This window comes from Embleya scabrispora DSM 41855 (assembly GCF_000372745.1).
In the GTDB taxonomy this organism is placed as follows: domain Bacteria; phylum Actinomycetota; class Actinomycetes; order Streptomycetales; family Streptomycetaceae; genus Embleya; species Embleya scabrispora.
On the sequence record NZ_KB889585.1, the window covers coordinates 111,764 to 131,071 of the forward strand.

Here is a 19,308-nt window from a genome sequence, read left to right on the forward strand (position 1 = left end):
GAGTCGGCGGCTCTCGGACACCTACGTTCACGAGCGTGACGGATTCGGTGACCGGCCCGACGACCTCCCTCGGAGGTGCTCCTCGCTTCGCTTCCCCCGCCGCGGTGCTTTCGTGGGGACGCGCCGCCTACGACGCCTATGCCGAAGGGCTCTACACCTACTGCCTCTCGGTGCTTCGGGATCACCAGGCGGCGGCGGAGTCGCTGCGCAGCACCTTCGTGCTGGCCGATCGTCACATCGGCCGGCTTCCCGACCTGGACCTACTCAAACCGTGGTTGTACGCGCTCGCCCGGTACGAGTGCCTGGTCCGGCTGGACGCGCACGTGCGGGTGGGCACCGGGCCCGCGCGGCCCGAGGACGTGCGGGTGGTGTGGGCGCACGAGCGCAGCCTGCCGCTGCTGGCCGCGGACGTCGACCAGGTCGCCGATCCGTTCCCCGGCACCGAGGCGGGCCGATCCCCCGCCCGGCGCGCCGACCTGGACGAACTGGCCTGGCCGGACGCGGTGGGCCTGGTGCCGGAGCAACGCGAGGCGCTCGAACTGTCCGTGCGGCACGGGCTCGACCCGCGCGGCCTGGCCGCCGTGCTCGGTTGCGACGAACAGCACGCCCGCAGCCTGCTCCTGGCGGCCGGCCGCGAGGTGGACCGGACCCGGGCGGCGATGGCGGGCGCCGAGGCGTCGCACGGGTGCCCCGAGGGCCAGGAGCTGGCCACCGGGCGGCTCACCTCCGCGCTCCGCGAGCGCCTGATCGCGCACGTCGAGACGTGTCGGCGGTGTGGCCCGCAGGTGCGCCGCGCCGCGGCCCGCCTGGCGCCGACCACGGGCGCGGCCGCGGCGCCGGTCGGGCTCGCGCTGATCGCCCCGCCGGCGGCGCTGCGGATCGAGGTGCTGGGCGAGGTCGGCAAGGGGCGCTCGGCCCAGCGGCCGCCGGAGATCGCCCGGCGGGTCGCCGAGTTCGACCGGGCCGGCTTCCCGGTCTTTCGGGCAGGCGTGGTCGAGCGCGGCAATCGCCGCCGGGCCACGGTGATCGCGGCGGTCGTGGTGGCCGCGGTGGTCGCCGCGCCCGCGCTCGCCCTGTGGCAGGCGTCCGGCGGCTCGGCCGGCGAGTCGACCGCCAAGGCCGTCACCATCGCCTCCGCGCGGGTGGAGGACCCGGGCGACCCGGCCGCGGCGCCGGCTCCGATCGAACCGGCGCGGTCGCCGGCCACGACGGGGAGCCCGACCGTCCCGAGTTCGCCGCACGGGCAGGGCTTGGCCCCGGGGCCGTCCACGGCGATGGTCGCCTCGATCGCATCCGAGGTCGTCGCGCCCGGTGTCGCCGCGCTTCCACCGCCCGGTTCGACCGCCCCGCTGCCGCTGTTGGTGACCGCCACCCACACCGGTGACCACACGCTCGTCACGCTGCGCAACACCGGCTCGGTCCCGGTCGACTGGCAGGCCCGGACGGCGGCGGCCTGGCTGCGACCGAGCCCCGCGCAGGGCACGCTCGCCCCGGGGCAGCAGGACACCGTCACCGTGTCGGTGGATCCCAAGCGGGCCCCGCGGGGATCGTGGACGGCCGCGGTGGTGGTGGATCCGGGCGGCACGGTGATCACCATCGAGGGCCGCACCGGCGAGCCGACGCCGTCGCGCCCCCCGGCCGGCACACGGCCCGCGCGAACAACGCCGCCGCGCAGTCCCGAGCCGACGGGCTGAGCCGGGTCCGTTCCGGGCCGAGTTCGCCCGGAGTCGGGCCGACCGGCCGAGCCCGTCCCGGTGGGACTCAGTCGACCGGATCCGCCGGATGCGGTGCGATCGGTCGGCCACCCGCGAGCCTGGCCTCACACGCCGCGACCAGTACCGCGTAGGCCGCCTCGCCCATCAGCTCGCGCAGCTCCGGGCCGTACGACTCGTACACCGGCTCGCCGGCGCCGTGTGCCTCGGTGCTTCCGGTGCACCACCAGTGCAGGTCGTGGCCGCCCGGGCCCCAGCCCCGGCGGTCGTACTCGCCGATCGTCACCATCAGCACGCGGGTCTCGTCCGGCCGGTCGATCCAGTCGTAGGTCCGGCGCACCGGCAGCTGCCAGCACACGTCCGGCTTGGTCTCCAGCGGGTGCACGCCCTCACGCAGCGCGAGGGCGTGCAGCGAACAGCCGGTGCCGCCGGCGAACCCGGGCCGGTTCAGGAACACGCACGCCCCGTCGACCAGCCGCGTGCGCTTGTCGCCGTCCTCGAACTCGCTGACGCCCTGCTCCATGGCCAGGTCGTGGAACTGCCAGGTCTGCGGCGTCAGCCGTTCCGCCCACGTCAGCACCCGCGTCTCGTCGTCCTCGTCCGACCAGTGCGCGCCCAGCGAGCAGCACCCGTCGGGCGCGCGGCCGGCCACGACGCCGTGACAACCGGCGCCGAAGATGCACTGCCAACGCGAGGTCAGCCAGGTCAGGTCGCAACGAAAGAGTTGATCGGCGTCCTCGGGGTCGGGGAATTCGAACCAAGCGCGCGGAAAATCCAGGTCTACCTCAGGCACACGACAAGCGTAGGGCCCCGGTCCGGATGGTCGGTCGGGCAAAGGTGTGGCAACCGAGGGAACGCCCCCGCTCGCGCGTGTGGGGCGACGGATTACCTTCGTGACCATGCGACTCGGTGTTCTCGACGTGGGCTCCAATACGGTCCACCTGCTCGTGGTCGACGCCCATCAGGGTGCTCGACCCCTTCCCGCGTACTCGCACAAGCGCGAGTTGCGCCTGGCGGAACTCCTGGAGCCGGACGGGAGCATCGCCCCACACGGGGTCGATCTGCTGGTCCGGACGATGGCCGCCGCCCTGGAGATCGCCGAGGACAAGGGCGTCGAGGACCTGCTGCCGTTCGCCACGTCCGCGGTACGCGAGGCGGCCAACTCCGAGGCGGTGCTCGATCGGGTGCGGCGCGAGACCGGCGTGGACCTGCAGGTGCTGACCGGTGCCGACGAGGCCCGGCTGACCTTCCTGGCGGTGCGCCGCTGGTTCGGCTGGTCCTCCGGGCGGCTGCTCGTGCTCGACATCGGCGGCGGCTCGCTGGAAATCGCGGCGGGCGTGGACGAGGAGCCGGACGCGGCGGCCTCGCTGCCGCTGGGCGCGGGCCGGCTCACCCGGGCCTGGCTGCACACCGACCCGCCATCCCCGGACGAGATGCGGGTGCTGCGCAAGCATGTACGCGCGGAGATCGCCCGAACGGTCGCCGAGTTCACCCGGCTCGGTCGGCCCGACCACGTGGTGGCCACGTCCAAGACGTTCAAGCAGCTGGCCCGGATCGCCGGCGCGCCGGCCTCGGGCGAGGGCCCGTACGTCAAGCGCTCGCTCAGCCGGGCCGGTCTCGCCGACTGGCTGCCCCGGCTCGCGGCGATGACCTCCAGCGAGCGGGCCGCCCTGCCGGGGGTGTCCGTGGGCCGGGCTCCGCAACTGGTCGCGGGTGCGATAGTCGCCGACGCGGCGTTGGACCTGTTCAACGTGGCGGCGCTGGAAGTGTGTCCGTGGGCGCTGCGCGAGGGGATCATCCTGCGGCGCCTGGACTGGATGGACTGAGGCCGGCCGTTCACCCGGATGCCGTGGTCGCCGCCCGGATCGCCCACACCCACGTGTGGGATACCACCGGGTCGGCGGCCGATGGTTCTACTCTGGGCGACGTGGCCGACCACGACATACTCCACGGTACGGGGGCCGACACGTCCGAGGCGCGGGTGCCGGACGCGGTTTTGCGCGTGCCCGACGCGAAGATCGCCCTGTCCACCGCCTCCGTCTACCCCGAGTCCACCGCCGACGGTTTCGAGATCGCGGCCCGGCTCGGCTACGACGGGATCGAGGTCATGGTCTCGACCGATCCGGTGAGTCAGGACGTCGAGGCGCTGCGCCGGTTGTCCGACCACCACGGTGTGCCGATCGTGTCCGTGCACGCGCCCTGCCTGTTGATCACGCAGCGGGTGTGGGGGACGGACCCGTGGACCAAGCTGGTGCGCGCGCGGGACGCGGCCGAGCGACTCGGTGCGAAGACCGTCGTGGTGCACCCGCCGTTTCGGTGGCAGCGCAGCTACGCCCGCGACTTCGTGCGCGGCATCGACCGCATGGCGGGCGAGACCGACGTGCTGTTCGCGGTGGAGAACATGTTCCCGCTGCGCTACCGGGACAAGGAGGTCGCCGCGTACGCGCCGGACTGGGATCCCTCCGACGAGGACTACCGGCACTTCACGCTCGACCTGTCGCACACCGCGACCTCACGCTCGGACGCGCTGGACATGCTGGCCCGGATGGGCGACCGGTTGGGGCACGTGCACCTGGCCGACGGCAGCGGCTCGCTCAAGGACGAGCACCTGGTGCCCGGACGCGGCACCCAACCGTGCGCGGAACTGCTCGAACACCTCGCGCGCACCTCGTTCGCCGGGGCGATCGTGCTGGAGGTCAACACCCGCCGAGCCGCCTCGCGCGCCGAACGCGAGGCGGATCTGGCCGAGGCGCTCGCGTACACCCGGTTGCACCTGGCGGCCGAGGCCGAGGCGGAGCGGCGCTATGGCTGAAGCGCGAACCGCGGCCGGCGCGGCCGGCGCGCGGCGGGGTCCGGGCCGCCCGCCCGGCCGGCGCGGCAACGCCTCGGCGACGCGCGAGGGCATCCTGGAGGCGGCGCGCGCCGAGTTCGCCGCGCGCGGCTACGCCGGTGCCTCGGTGCGCGCGATCGCCCGGGGCGCGGGGGTGGATCCGGCGCTGGTGCACCACTACTTCGGGCCCAAGGACCGGGTGTTCATCGCGGCGATGGACCTGCCGCTGGAACCCGAGGTGCTGGTCGCCCGGGTGTTCGCGGGGGGTGTCGAGCAGGCGGGCGAGCGCCTGGCCGAGGCGTTCGTGACGCTGTGGGAGCATCCGGACACCGGCACCCGGCTGCTGGCCATCCTGCGCACGTCGGTCGTGGACGGCGGCAATCCGGCGTTTCGCGAGTTCGTCGGCGCCGAACTGATCGCGCGCCTGGCCGAGGGGATCGGTGGCGACGACGGTGCGCTGCGGGCGAACCTGTGCGTGAGCCAACTCCTGGGGGTCGCGCTCACCCGCTACGTGCTGCGACTGGAACCGATCGCCTCGACGCCGGCGGCACGGCTCGCCGAACGGCTCGCGCCGATCCTGCAGCGCCATCTGACCGGCTGAGCGCGATCCGACCCGGCGCGCGGCGGGTCGCATGGTGGACGTCCGCGCCGCAGGTCGCGGTCGCGGACGTAAGCTCGAAAGCACCCCGGATCCACCGGTGAATTGCTGAGAGGGTGTGTGCAGTGCCGCAACTCAGGTCTCGGACGGTCACCCACGGTCGCGAAATGGCGGGCGCCCGCGCCCTCCTCATGGCCGCAGGCGTCAAGCGTGAGGACTTCGGCAAGCCGATCATCGCGGTTGCCAACAGCTTCACCGAGTTCGTACCGGGGCACACCCACCTTCAGCCGGTCGGCCGGATCGTGTCCGAGGCGATCTCCGCCGCGGGCGGCATCCCGCGCGAGTTCAACACGATCGCGGTCGACGACGGCATCGCGATGGGCCACTCGGGCATGCTCTACTCGCTGCCCTCGCGCGAGTTGATCGCCGACGCCGTGGAGTACATGGTCAACGCGCACCAGGCCGACGCCATGGTGTGCGTGTCGAACTGCGACAAGATCACCCCCGGCATGCTGATGGCCGCGCTGCGGCTGAACATCCCGGCCGTGTTCGTCTCCGGTGGTCCGATGGAGGCCGGTACCGCGGTCATGGTCGACGGCCGGGTGCGCCCGCACCTGGACCTGATCACCGCGATCTCCGACTCCGCGTCCGACCAGGTCTCCGACGAGGACCTGGAGCGGATCGAGAACGCCGCGTGTCCCACGTGCGGTTCGTGCGCGGGCATGTTCACCGCCAACTCGATGAACTTCCTGGTCGAGGCGATGGGCCTGGCGCTGCCCGGCAACGGCTCGGTGCTCGCGACGCACACCGCGCGCAAGGCGCTGTACGAGGACGCGGGCCGTACGGCGGTGGAGATCACCAAGCGCTACTACGAGCAGGACGACGAGAGCGTGCTGCCGCGCAACGTGGCGACCCGGAAAGCGTTCGAGAACGCGATGGCGATGGACATCGCCATGGGCGGCTCGACCAACACCATCCTGCACCTGCTCGCGGCCGCGCAGGAGGCCGAGATGGACTTCACCATGGCCGACATCGACGCGCTCTCGCGGCGCGTGCCGTGTCTGGCCAAGGTGGCGCCGAACAACGCGCCGTACCATGTGGAGGACGTGCACCGCGCGGGCGGCGTGCCCGCGCTGCTCGGCGAGTTGTACCGCGCCGGGCTGCTGCACGAGGACGTCCGTTCGGTGCACACCGACTCGCTCGCCGAGTGGCTCAAGACGTGGGACGTGCGTGGCGGTTCGCCCTCCGCCGAGGCGGTCGAGCTGTTCCACGCGGCGCCCGGCTGCGTGCGCTCGGCCACCGCGTTCAGCCAGTCCGAGCGCTGGGACTCGCTCGACCTGGACGTGGCCGCGGGCTGCATCCGCGACGTCGAGCACGCCTACAGCAAGGACGGCGGGCTGGGCATCCTGTACGGCAACCTCGCCGAGGCGGGCTGCGTGGTCAAGACCGCGGGAGTGGACGAGTCGATCTGGACCTTCTCCGGCCCGGCCGTGGTGGTCGAGTCGCAGGAGGCGGCCGTCGACGCGATCCTGACCAAGCGGGTCAAGGAGGGCGACGTCGTGGTCGTGCGCTACGAGGGTCCCAGGGGCGGTCCGGGCATGCAGGAGATGCTCTACCCGACGTCCTTCCTCAAGGGCCGCGGGCTCGGCGCGAAGTGTGCGCTGATCACCGACGGGCGCTTCTCCGGCGGTACGTCGGGCCTGTCCATCGGGCACGTCTCGCCGGAGGCGGCGGCCGGCGGCACGATCGCGCTGGTCCAGGACGGCGACATCATCAGCATCGACATCCCGAATCGGCGGATCGACCTGGAGGTCTCCTTCGAGGAACTGGCCGAGCGTCGCGAGCGGCTGCTGCACGACCTGGGCAAGTACCGCCCGGTGGACCGCGACCGGGTGGTCAGCACCGCGTTGAAGGCGTACGCGGCGATGGCCACCAGCGCGGACAGGGGCGCGGTGCGCGACGTGTCGATGTTCGACTGAGCCATGCCCGACTGATCCACGGCGATTGCCACAAGGGCGTCCCGGCTGCGGCCGGGGCGCCCTTTGTCGTGCGCGTGGGTCCTTGACGAGGGGCGGCCGGCGCGCGCATATTCAACACATGATGAATTATGCCGGGGACGACGCGATCCGAGCCGAGGGGCTACGGGTCGTGCGTGGTGGGCGCGTGGTGCTCGACGACGTCTCGTTCGGGGTGCCGCGCGGGAGCGTGACCGGGCTGCTCGGACCGAGCGGTTGCGGCAAGAGCACGCTGATGCGCGCGATCGTCGGCGTGCAGGCGCATGTGAGCGGGCGGCTGGACGTGCTGGGCCGGCCCGCCGGGCACGCCGGACTGCGCAGCACGATCGGCTACGTGACCCAGGCGCCGTCGGTCTACGCGGACCTGACCGTGCGGGAGAACCTGCGCTACTTCGGCTCGATCCTGGGCGCCGCGGCGGGCGAGGTGGATCGGGTGCTCGGCGAGGTGGACCTGATCGACCGTCAGGATGCGGCCGTGGCCCGGCTCTCCGGCGGGCAGCGGGCCCGAGTCTCGCTGGCCGCCGCGCTGCTGGGCGCGCCGGAGCTGCTGGTCCTGGACGAGCCCACGGTCGGCCTGGACCCGGTGTTGCGGCGCGATCTGTGGGGCCTGTTCCACCGGCTCGCGGCCGGCGGCGTCACGCTGCTGGTGTCCAGTCACGTGATGGACGAGGCCGAGCGCTGCGAGCGGCTGTTGTTGCTGCGCGAGGGCGTGCTGCTCGCCGACGAGACCCCGGCCGCGCTGCTGGCGCGCACCGGGACGCAGGACGCGGAGTCGGCCTTCCTCACCCTGGTCGAGGCGGCGGCCGGGCCGGGCTCGACCGCCGCCGCCCTCTCGCCTTCGGCTCCCGGGAGTGCGTCGTGACCGGCACCGCCACCACCGCCACCGCGCGCCGCGTGCTCGCCCAGCTGCGGCACGACCCGCGCACCATCGCGCTCATGCTGCTCGTGCCGTGCGTGCTGCTCACGCTGCTGTACTGGCTCTACGACGGCCGGCCGCAGCAGTTCGACCACATCGGCGGGCCGCTGCTGGGGATCTTTCCGTTCGTGGTGATGTTCCTGGTCACCTCGGTGGCCACGCTGCGTGAGCGGTCCACCGGCACGCTGGAGCGGCTGCTCACCATGCCGATCGGCAAGCTGCAACTGATCGGCGGCTACGCGCTCGCCTTCGGTCTGGTCGCGGTGGTCCAGGCGGTTGTGGCCACCGGACTCGCGATCGGGCTGCTCGATCTGGACGTGGCGGGGCCGACCTGGCTGATCCTGTGCGTCGCGGTGCTCGACGCGCTGCTCGGACTCGCCCTGGGGTTGCTGGTGAGCGCCTTCGCCAACACCGAGTTCCAGGCCGTGCAGTTCCTGCCCGCGGTGATCCTGCCGCAGTTCCTGCTGTGCGGGCTGTTCGTGCCGCGAGATCAGATGCAGCCGGTGCTCGAAGCCGTCTCCGATGTGCTCCCGCTGTCCTACGCGGTGGATGCGATGCTCCGGCTGAGCACCGAGAGCGAGGTCTCCGGCCTGCTGCTTCGCGATGTCGCGGTGATCGCCGGCTGCGTGCTCGCGGCTCTCGCGCTCGGCGCGCTGACCCTGCGCCGGCGCACCCCATAGGACACGTGTACGTACCGTACGGTGGCCACTGGAGGCACCCGGCGTGCCTCCGGAGGACCAACGGACGCGAGAAAGTGTGGGGCCATGGCTCAGCGGGTCGCCGTCGTCGGCACCGGGAAGATCGGTGAAGCGCTGTTGTCCGGGATGATCCGGGCGGGCAAGAGCCCGGGCGACCTTCTGGTCACCACGCGCCGGGCCGAGCGGGCCGAGGATCTGCGTCGTCGCCACGGCGTGGAGGCGGTCACCAACGCCGAGGCCGCCAAGGCCGCCGACATCCTGATCCTGACGGTCAAGCCGCAGGACATGGCCGCGCTGATGGACGAGTTGGCCCCGCACGTGCCCGCCGACCGGCTGGTCGTCAGCGGCGCGGCGGGCATCACCACCTCCTTCCTGGAGGCCCGCCTGGCCGCCGGCACGCCCGTGGTGCGGGTCATGTCGAACACGCCCGTGCTGGTGGACGAGGGGATGAGCGCGATCTCCGGCGGCGCGCACGCCACCGAGGAACACCTGGCGCGGGTCGAGGAGATCTTCGGCTCGGTCGGCAAGACCATCCGCGTCCCGGAGAAGCAGCAGGACGCGGTCACCGCGCTGTCCGGCTCCGGCCCGGCCTACTTCTACTTCCTGGTCGAGGCGATGACCGACGCCGGCATCCTGCTCGGGCTGCCGCGGGCCGCCGCGCACGACCTGATCGTGCAGGCCGCGATCGGCGCGTCGGTGATGCTGCGCGACTCGGGCGAGCACCCCACGCTGCTGCGCGAGGCGGTGACCTCCCCGGCCGGCACCACGATCGCCGCGATCCGCGAGTTGGAGAACCACGGCGTGCGCGCCGCGCTGCTGGCCGCGCTGGAGGCCGCGAGCAACCGGTCGCAGGAGATCGCCGAGGGTCTCAAGTGAAGCCCGACCTGGTGATCTTCGACAACGACGGTGTGCTGGTGGACAGCGAGCCGATCGCCAATCGGGCGCTCGCCGGCCTGCTCACCGAACTGGGCGTGCCCACCAGCTACGAGGACTCGCTGCGCGACTACCTCGGCGGCACCATGGCCCGCGTGCACACGATCGTCCGCGAGCGGGACGGCGTCACGCTGCCCGACGACTTCGATCACGTCTATCACGAGCGCGTGTTCGCCGGGTTCCGGGCCGAGCTCGAAGCCGTGGCCGGGGTCGCCGACGTGCTCGCCGCCCTCGACCTCGCGGGTGTCCCGTACTGCCTGGCCTCGTCCGGCACGCACGAGCGGATCCGGCTCGCGCTGACCCGGACCGACTTGATCGGGCGCTTTCCCGACCCGATCCGGTTCAGCGGCCAGGACGTCGCGCAGGGCAAGCCCGCACCCGATCTGTTCCTGCACGCCGCGGCCGCGATGGGCGTCGACCCGGTGCGCTGTGTGGTGGTCGAGGACAGTCCGCTGGGCGTGCAGGCGGCGCGGGCGGCGGGGATGACCGTCCACGGCTATGCCGCGATGACCCCGCCGGAGCGGCTGGCGGACGCCGATTCGTTGTTCAAGGACATGGTCGACCTGCCGGAGCTGCTGGGAGTACATCCGCCTTCGGACGGTTTTTCCGGCCGCGGAATCTGACGATTCATCAAAAGATCTTCCCGGCCTCTGTCCGTCGAAGTGACCCGTCGGTAGCGTGCACGCCCATGCAGGTGACCGAACCGGCGGCCGAGCCGTCCAAGGACGAGATGTTGCGCCGCGCGCGGTTCAGCCTGCTCGCGTGCTTCCTGATCCAGGGCGCGTCCTTCGCCCTTCTGGTGACCAGGATCCCGGCGATCCAGCGCCGTTACGACATGGGCGACGGCACGCTGACCGCGGTCCTGTCGGTGGTGCCGATCGTCGCGGGCGTGGGCAGCGTCATAGCCGGGGCGCTGGCCAAGCGCTTCGGCAGCCGGCTGGTGCTCCGGGTCTCCCAGCCGATCGTGTGCGCGATCCTGATCGGGGTCGGCGCGGGCGATCGGCTGTGGCAACTGGCGATCGTCCTCTTCGTGTTCGGGCTCTCCCTGGGCGCGGTGGACGCCACGATGAACATGCAGGGCGTGGCGATCCAGGCCCGGGCGGGTCGCAGCATCATGCTCGGCTTCCACGCCTCGTACAGTCTCGGCGGCCTGGCCGGCGCCGGGGTCGCCGGGCTGTGCGCGTGGGGGGACGTCCCGCTGGTGTGGATGTACGCGGGGGCCGTCCTGGTCACCGTGCCCGTCGCGCTCGTGGTCGGCCCCGGCTACCTGGGCACGGACACCGTGATGCCGGTCGCCGACCCGGAACGCTCGGCGGCCCGCAAGCTGCCGTGGCGCCCGCTGATCCCGCTGTGCCTGGTGATGACGTTCGCCTACATCGGCGACTCGACGGTGGCCAACTGGAGCGCGGTCTACCTGGAGAAGGTGCTGGACAGCTCCGAGGCGTTCGCCGTGGTCCCCTACATCGCGTACATGATCACCACCTTGATCGGCCGCAGCGTGGGCGACCTCGGCGTGCGCCGCTGGGGCATGGTCAACGTGGTCCGCGGCGGAGCCGTGGTCGCCGCCGCCGGCTTCGCGGTGGTCCTGGCCGCCCCGCACGCCGCGGTGGGTCTGCTCGGCTTCGTGATCCTGGGCGTGGGCCTGTGCGTCCTGGTCCCGCAGACGTTCGCCGCGGGCGGCCGACAGTCGCCGCGGGACGCCGACGAGGCGGTGGCCCGACTCAACATCTTCAATTACGTCGGCTTCCTGGTCGGCACCCCGCTCGTGGGCGGGATCGCCGATCTCGCCTCGTTCCGCGTCGCGATGCTGGTGCCGCTGTTCCTGGTGCTCGCCGTGGTGCCGCTGGCCCACGCCTTCGCCCCGCACGGTGAACCCGCTCACGACCGATGATCGCGAGCCGGCCCGGGCGGTAGCGTGACCGCATGAGTCGAGCGGTGCAGGTGATGTGGGACGACCGGATGACCGGTTACGACTTCGGCCCGTGGCACCCGATGAAGCCGGTACGCCTGCGCCTGACCATCGACCTGATCCGCGCGTTCGGCCTGCACAACCTGCCGGAACTGCGGGTGCGCGCGCCGGGGATCGCCTCCGACGAACAACTGGCCATGGTGCATGCCGACGCCTACGTCGCCGCCGTGCGCGCCGCCTCGTTCGATCCCCGAAAGGCCGATCCGGCGTTCGGGATCGGCACCGAGGACACCCCCGCGTTCGCGGACATGCACGAGGTGTCCGCACTGATCGCCGGCGCCTCGATCGCCGCGGCCGACGCGGTGTGGCTGGGACCGGAACACCCGGACGGCGCCGACCACGCGATCAACTTCGCGGGCGGCCTGCACCACGCGATGCCCGCCGCCGCGGCCGGATTCTGCGTCTACAACGACCCCGCGCTGGCGATCGCGCGCCTGCTCGAACTCGGCGCCGAACGGGTCGCCTACGTGGACATCGACGTGCACCACGGCGACGGCGTGCAGGAGGCGTTCCGCGACGACCCGCGCGTGCTGACGATCAGCCTGCACGAGAGCCCGCGCTTCCTGTTCCCGGGCACCGGGTTCCCGGACGAGATCGGCGGGCCGGACGCCGAGGGCTTCGCGGTCAACGTCGCGCTTCCGCCCGGGATCGCCGACGCGCCCTGGCTGCGCGCGTTCGACGCCGTGGTGCCGCCGCTGCTCGCGGCCTTTCGCCCGGACGTGCTGGTCACCCAGCACGGCGCGGACACCCACGCGGACGACCCGCTGGCCCACCTCGCGCTGAGCGTGGACGCGCAGCGCACGGCGCACGCCGCGCTGCACGCGCTCGCGCACGAACACGCGGGCGGGCGCTGGATCGCCACCGGCGGTGGGGGCTACGCGGCGGTGGACGTGGTCCCGCGCACCTGGACGCACCTGGTGGCCGAGGCGGCCGGCCACCCCATCGACCCGGCCCGGGACGTGCCGCTCGACTGGCGCGAGGAGGTCCGGATGCTGACCCGCGAAACGGGACCACAGCGGATGACCGACGGCGGGACCGGCGATTTTCGGCCGTTCTCCGCGGGCTACGACCCGGCGGACCGGACCGACCAATCAATTCTGGCCACCCGGCGCGCGGTCTTCCCGGCGCATGGTCTCGACCCGATGTTCGACCTGTGACCCGGTGCCCCCGACGCCTGCCGTGACCTCGACCCGTGACCCAAGGAGCTGTGCGTGACCGTTGCGGTTCCCACCCCCGAGGAGCTTCGCTCCCACCTCGTGCGCGGCCGGATCGCCGGCGACGTGGCGACCACGAGAGAGAACAACCTCCGGCACTACCGACTGATGAGCGAGCGGCACCCCGGCCATCTGTTCGGCCTGGAACCGGACGGTCGGTGGAACGCGGACGATGTGCTGGCCCTGATGGTGCGCCGTTGCGGAGTGGTCGCCGATCCGGCCCACCGCAACGGCCGGGACACCATCGACCCGGACCTGACCATCGCCGCCCTGGACGCGTACGCGGATCGAGTGGCGCTGGCCGCCAAACGCCGCGAGCGGGTGATCGTGGCCACGGGTCACCCGAACGGCCTACAGGATTGGTATCGGACACTGGCGCGCGTGCTGCGCGACGCCGGATGTACGCTCCTGCGCCCCGCCGCGGGCTGGGTCTATCGCACGCCGACCGCCGAGGGCGGGGAGAGTCGCACGATCCGCTATCGGGGTGATGTCGCCATGGTGGTCGACGACGAGGGAGACTTCCGGCACACCCACTCCGCGCGCGGCGTGCGGGCGATGCTGGCCGAGTTGGCCACCGCGCGCGAGCCGCTTCCGGATCTGCTGATCGGCGACCACGGCTGGGCCGGAGGCGCGGGTCAGGCGGGTGTTCCCACGATCGGATTCGCGGATTGCAACGACCCCGCGTTGTTCGTGGCGGCAGAGGAGAGCCGGGTCGAGGTGGTCGTCCCGCTCGACGACAACGTCGCACCGCACCTGTACAAACCGCTCATGGCCTACGTGCTCGATCGGTCCGGACTGTCCGGAATCAATCCATAAAACAGCCTGATGGGCGATTCAGGTGGGATAACTACTCCTCTTCCCCACTGGTACCACACGCCACTACTCTGGAGGGACGCACGTGCGTGTGGCAGTCGCCGGAGGGGAAGCCGGCGCCCGACGCGTGCTGAATGGTTCGGTGCGTCATGGCTTCTGGAGAGAGGCCTCTCAACGAGGTCAACTTCTTGACTGTGGCCGAGGTGGCCGCGGTGATGCGGGTGTCCAAGATGACGGTGTATCGCCTGGTCCACAGTGGCGAGATGCCGGCCATCAGGGTTGGTCGGTCCTTCCGAGTTCCGGAGCAGGCCGTCCACGACTACCTGCGAGACTCCTACGTGGAAACAGCGTAGGGGGGCATTACGGACCGCCTCGTTTAGAGGTGGGCCGGGGCGGCGAGTAGGCTGGCCCCCAGTTGTGCGGGCTGATCCGGCTCCGCGCGGTAGGAACGTCACGTGAGCGAGGGTTGTCGGTGGGCTCTGTCATCAAGAAGCGTCGCAAGCGCATGGCGAAGAAGAAGCACCGCAAGCTTCTCAAGAAGACGCGCGTGCAGCGTCGCAACAAGAAGTAGGCATCCCACCGGCGTATGCCGCTGAAGCCTTGGGCGACCGCCCGTCGTGTTCCCTTCGGGGGACGCGTCGGGCGGTCGTCGTGCGTTTCGGGGGTGTCGCGGACGGATGTCGCGGCGCGCCCGGACGAACTGCCGGTGTGAACGCCTCGTAAACCTGCGCCCGGCGGGTAGGCGCGACGGATACGTTGGAACTTGTCGTCTCGCGTTTGCGTTCCGTAATCATTCGGCTGCATGGCGATCACCTGGTGAGCAAACATGAGCGGGGGAGGCACAGCATGGGACGTGTCGTCATGGTCACCGGTGTAGCCGGCGACCCGGGGGCCGATTTCGTGCGGATGATCCGCGACGAACCGGGTGTCGATCGGGTGATCGGGGTCGACATGGTCGAGCCCGGGTCCACCCCTGACGGTGTGGACTTCGTGCTCGCCGACATCCGCAACCCGATGATCGCGAAGGTGGTCGCATCGGCGGCGGTGGACACCGTGGTGCACCTGAGCCCCAGCGAGGTGCCGCCGAACCACGGTGGCGCGGTCTCGATCAAGGAGACCAACGTCATCGGCACCATGCAGCTGCTCGCGGCCTGCCAGAAGGCGCCGTCGATCCGCCGCCTCGTGGTGCGCTCGACCACCGCCGTCTACGGTGGTTCGCCGCGCGACCCCGCGCTGTTCGCGGAGGACACCGAACCACGGGTACAGCCCTCCGCCGGTTGGGCCAAGGACGCCGTCGAGATCGAGGGCTACGTGCGCGGCTTCGCTCGGCGCCGGCCGGATGTCGCGGTCACGGTGCTGCGCTTCGCACCGCAGCTCGGGCCGCGGACCGATTCGCCGATGGGTTCCTACTTCGGGCTCCCGGTGTTGCCGACAGTGCTCGGCTACGACCCCCGCCTGCAGTTCGTGCACGAGGACGACCTGCTGGAGGCGCTGCGGATCGCCGTGCTGGCCGATCGGCCGGGTACGTACAACATCGCCGCCGAGGGGGTGCTGTTCCTGTCCCAGGCCGCTCGTCGGCTGGGCCGACCGGTGTTGCCCTTCCCGGCCGCCGCGGTCGGACTGGTCAATCAGGGTTTGCGCCGCGTCGGATCGGTGCACCTGTCCGCCGAGCAGGTGCGGCTGCTCACCCACGGGCGTGTGGTCGACCCCACACGTGCCCGGGAGAAACTGGGCTTCGTCGCGGCCAGGAGCACGGCCGAGACGTTCGCCGACTATGCCTGGGGTCGACATTCGGCCGGCCTGTTCGACCCGAGGCTCCTGGCACAGGTGCCCGATCGACTCGCCACGTTGCTGCTCACCAGGAGGAGCCCCGATGGGTGACGCCCGGATCATTCCCTTCGACGGCGCCGCCTCCGGGGCGCGGACGCCCGCGCCTCGGTCGGGGCGACGGACCGCCCGGCCCGCGCGGGCGGTCCGGGTGCCCGAGCCGGTCGAGGGCGAGGTGCCGGTGCGGTCGATCGAGGGGCGCCCGGCCGAGGAACGGCCGACCCGGGAGCGGCCGGTTCGCGAGCATGAGGAGGGCGCGGGCGCGGGACCCAGGCGGGCGCCGGGGACCGGGCGCTCGTTGCTCGGGTCGCTCGCGGGCGCGGTCGGCGGGGTCGTGGGCGGTGCCGCCGCCGGGCTCCTGGACGGCGTGGCCGGACCGGGCTGGGAGGACAAGGCCGCGGACGGGCTCGCCTTCCTCCGCCGGCGGATCACCGGCGACTACGAGGTGGACGAGTTCGGCTTCGACCCCGAGCTCAACGACAAGCTGATGGCCGCGCTGCGGGTGGTCTACGAGCAGTACTTCCGGGTCGAGGTCAGCGGCTTGGAGAACATCCCCGCCAAGGGCGGCGCGCTGATCGTCGCGAACCACTCCGGCACGCTGCCCGTGGACGCGCTGATGACCCAGGTGGCGGTGCACGACCACCACCCCGACCGGCGCAATCTGCGGCTGCTCGCCGCCGACCTGGTCTTCCAACTGCCCCTGGTGGGGTCGGTGGCGCGCAAGAGCGGGCACACCCTCGCCTGCCACGCGGACGCCGAACGCCTGCTCGCGAAGGGCGAATTGGTCGGCGTGTGGCCCGAGGGCTACAAGGGCCTGGGCAAGCCGTTCAGCGAGCGGTACAAGCTGCAGCGCTTCGGGCGCGGCGGTTTCGTCTCGGCGGCGCTGCGCACCGGGGTGCCGATCGTGCCGTGCTCGATCGTGGGCGCCGAGGAGATCTATCCGATGGTGGGCAACGTGCGTACGCTCGCCCGGTTGTTGAACCTGCCCTACTTCCCGGTCACCCCGACGTTCCCGCTGCTGGGCCCGCTCGGTCTGGTGCCGCTGCCGACCCGGTGGCGGATCGAGTTCGGCGCGCCGATCCGCACGGACGCGTACGCGCAGGAGGCGGCGGACGACCCGATGGTGGTGTTCAACCTCACCGACGAGGTGCGCGAGACCATCCAGCACACCATCTACCGGCTGTTGATGCAGCGTCGGTCGGTCTTCTTCTAGGGCAGGCGGGTGCCTGCCAAGGCGTCGGATGCCGGGTGCGAACGCTCCCGGCACGACAACGCGAGCGGCTCGTGGACGGGTGTCCACGAGCCGCTCGCGTTGTCGCCGGTGGTCGAGCCGGGGTGCCGGCTCAGCCGGGCGGATCCTCCTCGGCGGGGCCGAGCAGATTGAGCCCGATACCCGGCAGGCCGGGCAGCAGCGGCGGGAGGATCTGACCCTTGGGCGTCTTCGCCGGGGTCGGGGCGGTGTCCGCGCCGCCGGATTGGGCGGTGGGACTTTGGGCGGGTGCGTCGCCGAGGAGTGGGATGTTCAGCCCCGGGAGCAGGCCGCCGTCCTGCTGGGATTGTTGTCGAGGCGCGGCATCACCGGTCGGCGCCGAGCCGTTGGGCTGCGGGGCACCGTTCGCCGCGGTTCCACCCGGGCCCGGGGGGTGCGGGGCGAGCGGTTGCGGTCCGGTGCCGGGCGCGTCGCCCGGGTTCGCGCCGGGAGCGGCGGGCGAGCCGCCGGTGCGCCCGCGCTCGGAGGGCGTGGACGAGGCCTTGTCGGCGGTGCCCGCGATCGGGGCGACCTGCTCGTTGATCGCGGTGAGCAGGGTGCGGACCCGGTCGCGCTCGGAGGACAGCTCCGGTGGGAGCCGGTCGCCGATCCGGTCCATGCGCTCGTGGCCGGAGCGGGCGAAGTCGGCCAGATTGCGCATCGGGCCGTCGCTGCCGCTCTTGCGGAAGTGGTCGGTGAGCAGCTCCCGCCCCTTGTCGGCCTCGTCGCGCCAGTCGTCGAGCACCTGCCGCAGATGCCGCACCGTCGCCTTGTCGGTGGGCGTTCGGCCGGCTCGCTTGAGCAACTGTTCGGCCTCGCTCATCCGGGTCTCGGCCTGCTGGAGATAGCGCTCGCCGCGCTCGTGGTCGTTGTCCGCGAGCGAGATCTTGAAGTCTTCGACCGTGCGCTTGACGCCGTAGGTCATGTCGCCGGGCAACGCGTCGGAGCTGGCGTAGGCCACCCCGCCCAGGCCGCCGCCGGTGGCCACCACGAACGCGCCCGCGATGGCCGCGCGTCGACGCCAGCGCACGGTGCGCGGCGGGGTGGCGAGCTCCTTGCGGCGATGCGCGCCTCGGGGCGCGGGCACGGTGGCCGTGCCCTCGGTCGCGGGCAGTGCCGCGGCCTCGTCCAGCAGTCGTTGCCGTAGCGCGGCTCGAAAGTCCACGCTCGGCACCGGCGCCGACTCGGACCGATCACGCAGCAGCTCGGCGGTCCGCAACAGCGGGACCAGCGCGGGCAGGGGCTCTGCCGATCGGTTGTTGCGGTCGTTCTCGTCGAGGGCTCGCGCGAAGGCGTTCGCGGGTCGTCGATCCAGGGCCGCAATGCTCACAGGCCGCACCTCCTCTCCCCGGATGTCCGTCCAGGGAAGTCTCCGGGTCGGGGGCCACGTGGCGGCTCCCCGCCGCAACGATCCCCGGAGGGGGTCGCTATCCGGGAGAACGAGCCGAAGACCCCGAAGGTTACGGAAGTGTGATTCACCGCACGTCCTCCGGCAGAAGCCTTGCGAGGGTCCGTACGGCGCGGTATTGCAACGTCTTGATCGCCCCCTCGTTCTTACCCATGATCTGTGCGGTCTCCGCGACCGAGAGTCCCTGCAGGAAGCGCAGGGTCACACATTCCTGTTGCTGGGGGTTGAGCTTGTGCACGGCGTCCAGGAGGGCCGCGTTGGACAACGATTCCAGCACGCAGTCCTCGGGGCTGGCCTCGACCTCGTTGGCGTCGAGCATCTCCCCGGTGGTGACCTCCAGGCGGAACCGGCTGGACTTGAAGTGGTCGGCGACCAGGTTGCGCGCGATGGTCACCAACCAGGCGCCGAAGTCGCGGCCCTGCCAGGTGAACGTGCCGATCCGGCGCAGTGCGCGCAGGAAGGTCTCGCTGGTCAGGTCCTCGGCGACGGCACGGCCGCCGACCCGGTAGTAGATGTACCGGTAGACGGTGTCGAAGTAGTTGTCGTACAGCTGGGCGAAGGCGTCGCCGTCGCCGTCCTGGGCGAGTTCGACGAGGGCCATGATGCGGCGGGCCTCGCCGTCCGGCCCCGGTCCCCGGGTGTATCCGGAGCCTCGGGTCGGACGGGTCGGTTCGGTGGTGCCGGCGCGCGACGCGAGGGCGAAGCCCACGGGTTGGGCCGGGGTCGTGTAACAGACCCCGGCGCCGTAACCGGCGGTGGCGGCGAAGCCTACGGACGAGGGGGCAAAGCTCGCGCACACCGCCGCACGCAGTGTCGCCAGCCCGGACACGTCAACCCGGACGATTCGGTGCACGGGACTCCCTGTTGCTTCAGCGGTAATTACGTTCGGTGCGGAATCGATCACCCATAGTAGGGAACTTGGATACCGCTGTGCGCCGATCGAGAATAACGCTTAGTAAAGGAAGGGATACCAAGTGTGCCCATCGGCGTTAGGAAGCTACCGGGATGGACCGCTGTTGTGTGCTCTTTGCGTGTTTGCCGGGTTGTCCCGGTTGAGGTGTGCTATATGCGGACAACTCGCCGCCGTCCGGGTCTGCGAGCCGGCCCTGAACAACCCTTTCGTCGC

Annotated in this window: 19 protein-coding genes; 16 read left to right on the forward strand and 3 right to left on the reverse strand. The window is 71.7% G+C overall.

Annotated features, from left to right (window positions below):
* Positions 1-35: 35 nt before the first annotated feature.
* Entirely contained in the window at positions 36-1,694 is a 1,659-nt protein-coding gene (locus tag A3IC_RS53205; protein WP_158695855.1) for a BACON domain-containing protein, read from the forward strand.
* Between the two features lie 67 nt (positions 1,695-1,761).
* Here A3IC_RS53205 and A3IC_RS0108445 read toward each other — a convergent pair whose 3' ends face one another.
* On the reverse strand, positions 1,762-2,505 hold the full coding sequence (locus tag A3IC_RS0108445) for a DUF3109 family protein (protein WP_020549627.1): 744 nt from the start codon (positions 2,503-2,505) through the stop codon (positions 1,762-1,764).
* A 106-nt stretch (positions 2,506-2,611) separates the two neighbouring features.
* On the opposite strand from A3IC_RS0108445, the gene A3IC_RS0108450 reads away from it, so the two are divergent.
* The 15 genes from A3IC_RS0108450 (at position 2,612) to A3IC_RS0108520 (ending at position 16,738) form a co-directional block, all read left to right on the forward strand.
* Entirely contained in the window at positions 2,612-3,538 is a 927-nt protein-coding gene (locus A3IC_RS0108450) for a Ppx/GppA family phosphatase (protein WP_020549628.1), read from the forward strand.
* A gap of 170 nt (positions 3,539-3,708) precedes the next feature.
* Positions 3,709-4,524: a sugar phosphate isomerase/epimerase family protein gene (locus A3IC_RS0108455; RefSeq protein ID WP_052173294.1), complete on the forward strand. Its 816-nt coding sequence runs from the start codon at positions 3,709-3,711 to the stop codon at positions 4,522-4,524.
* Complete coding sequence (locus A3IC_RS0108460; protein WP_020549630.1) at positions 4,517-5,143, forward strand: TetR/AcrR family transcriptional regulator; 627 nt, start codon at positions 4,517-4,519, stop codon at positions 5,141-5,143. The genes A3IC_RS0108455 and A3IC_RS0108460 overlap by 8 nt, the downstream gene beginning before the upstream one ends.
* Before the next feature lie 122 nt (positions 5,144-5,265).
* Positions 5,266-7,119, forward strand: a complete 1,854-nt coding sequence (gene ilvD, locus A3IC_RS0108465; protein WP_026218019.1) for a dihydroxy-acid dehydratase — start codon at positions 5,266-5,268, stop codon at positions 7,117-7,119.
* Between the two features lie 118 nt (positions 7,120-7,237).
* Positions 7,238-8,017: an ABC transporter ATP-binding protein gene (locus tag A3IC_RS0108470; protein ID WP_026218020.1), complete on the forward strand. Its 780-nt coding sequence runs from the start codon at positions 7,238-7,240 to the stop codon at positions 8,015-8,017.
* Positions 8,014-8,751: an ABC transporter permease gene (locus A3IC_RS0108475; RefSeq protein WP_020549633.1), complete on the forward strand. Its 738-nt coding sequence runs from the start codon at positions 8,014-8,016 to the stop codon at positions 8,749-8,751. Before A3IC_RS0108470 ends, A3IC_RS0108475 begins: the two co-directional genes overlap by 4 nt.
* Before the next feature lie 84 nt (positions 8,752-8,835).
* Positions 8,836-9,645, forward strand: coding sequence for a pyrroline-5-carboxylate reductase (gene proC / locus A3IC_RS0108480; protein WP_020549634.1), 810 nt, complete (start codon positions 8,836-8,838; stop codon positions 9,643-9,645).
* Entirely contained in the window at positions 9,642-10,325 is a 684-nt protein-coding gene (locus tag A3IC_RS0108485; protein ID WP_020549635.1) for an HAD family hydrolase, read from the forward strand. Before proC ends, A3IC_RS0108485 begins: the two co-directional genes overlap by 4 nt.
* Before the next feature lie 65 nt (positions 10,326-10,390).
* The gene (locus A3IC_RS0108490) at positions 10,391-11,593 is read left to right on the forward strand and encodes an MFS transporter (protein ID WP_020549636.1); all 1,203 of its coding nucleotides are present in this window, start codon (positions 10,391-10,393) and stop codon (positions 11,591-11,593) included.
* Between the two features lie 32 nt (positions 11,594-11,625).
* Entirely contained in the window at positions 11,626-12,828 is a 1,203-nt protein-coding gene (locus tag A3IC_RS0108495) for an acetoin utilization protein AcuC (RefSeq protein WP_020549637.1), read from the forward strand.
* Positions 12,829-12,882: 54 nt separating this feature from the next.
* Positions 12,883-13,701, forward strand: a complete 819-nt coding sequence (locus tag A3IC_RS0108500) for a phosphatase (RefSeq protein ID WP_020549638.1) — start codon at positions 12,883-12,885, stop codon at positions 13,699-13,701.
* A gap of 146 nt (positions 13,702-13,847) precedes the next feature.
* Complete coding sequence (locus A3IC_RS0108505; RefSeq protein WP_020549639.1) at positions 13,848-14,051, forward strand: helix-turn-helix domain-containing protein; 204 nt, start codon at positions 13,848-13,850, stop codon at positions 14,049-14,051.
* A 119-nt stretch (positions 14,052-14,170) separates the two neighbouring features.
* Positions 14,171-14,269: a 30S ribosomal protein bS22 gene (locus A3IC_RS64435; RefSeq protein WP_012854759.1), complete on the forward strand. Its 99-nt coding sequence runs from the start codon at positions 14,171-14,173 to the stop codon at positions 14,267-14,269.
* Between the two features lie 275 nt (positions 14,270-14,544).
* Positions 14,545-15,579 carry an NAD-dependent epimerase/dehydratase family protein gene (locus A3IC_RS0108515; protein ID WP_026218022.1) on the forward strand — a complete coding sequence of 345 codons (1,035 nt, stop codon included), beginning with the start codon at positions 14,545-14,547 and terminating at the stop codon, positions 15,577-15,579.
* Positions 15,572-16,738 carry a lysophospholipid acyltransferase family protein gene (locus tag A3IC_RS0108520; protein ID WP_020549642.1) on the forward strand — a complete coding sequence of 389 codons (1,167 nt, stop codon included), beginning with the start codon at positions 15,572-15,574 and terminating at the stop codon, positions 16,736-16,738. The genes A3IC_RS0108515 and A3IC_RS0108520 overlap by 8 nt, the downstream gene beginning before the upstream one ends.
* 130 nt (positions 16,739-16,868) lie before the next feature.
* Here A3IC_RS0108520 and A3IC_RS0108525 read toward each other — a convergent pair whose 3' ends face one another.
* On the reverse strand, positions 16,869-18,104 hold the full coding sequence (locus tag A3IC_RS0108525; RefSeq protein ID WP_020549643.1) for a DUF5667 domain-containing protein: 1,236 nt from the start codon (positions 18,102-18,104) through the stop codon (positions 16,869-16,871).
* 145 nt (positions 18,105-18,249) lie between these two features.
* Positions 18,250-19,035 carry an ECF subfamily RNA polymerase sigma factor, BldN family gene (locus A3IC_RS0108530; protein ID WP_020549644.1) on the reverse strand — a complete coding sequence of 262 codons (786 nt, stop codon included), beginning with the start codon at positions 19,033-19,035 and terminating at the stop codon, positions 18,250-18,252.
* Positions 19,036-19,308: the final 273 nt, after the last annotated feature.

Coding starts and splice junctions, on each gene's coding strand:
- A3IC_RS0108505 (WP_020549639.1), top strand. CDS start 13,848: ATGGCTTCTGGAGAGAGGCCTCTCAACGAGGTCAACTTCTTGACTGTG.
- A3IC_RS0108450 (WP_020549628.1), top strand. CDS start 2,612: ATGCGACTCGGTGTTCTCGACGTGGGCTCCAATACGGTCCACCTGCTC.
- A3IC_RS0108515 (WP_026218022.1), top strand. CDS start 14,545: ATGGGACGTGTCGTCATGGTCACCGGTGTAGCCGGCGACCCGGGGGCC.
- proC (WP_020549634.1), top strand. CDS start 8,836: ATGGCTCAGCGGGTCGCCGTCGTCGGCACCGGGAAGATCGGTGAAGCG.
- A3IC_RS0108495 (WP_020549637.1), top strand. CDS start 11,626: ATGAGTCGAGCGGTGCAGGTGATGTGGGACGACCGGATGACCGGTTAC.
- A3IC_RS0108520 (WP_020549642.1), top strand. CDS start 15,572: ATGGGTGACGCCCGGATCATTCCCTTCGACGGCGCCGCCTCCGGGGCG.
- A3IC_RS0108460 (WP_020549630.1), top strand. CDS start 4,517: ATGGCTGAAGCGCGAACCGCGGCCGGCGCGGCCGGCGCGCGGCGGGGT.
- A3IC_RS0108470 (WP_026218020.1), top strand. CDS start 7,238: ATGATGAATTATGCCGGGGACGACGCGATCCGAGCCGAGGGGCTACGG.
- A3IC_RS0108490 (WP_020549636.1), top strand. CDS start 10,391: ATGCAGGTGACCGAACCGGCGGCCGAGCCGTCCAAGGACGAGATGTTG.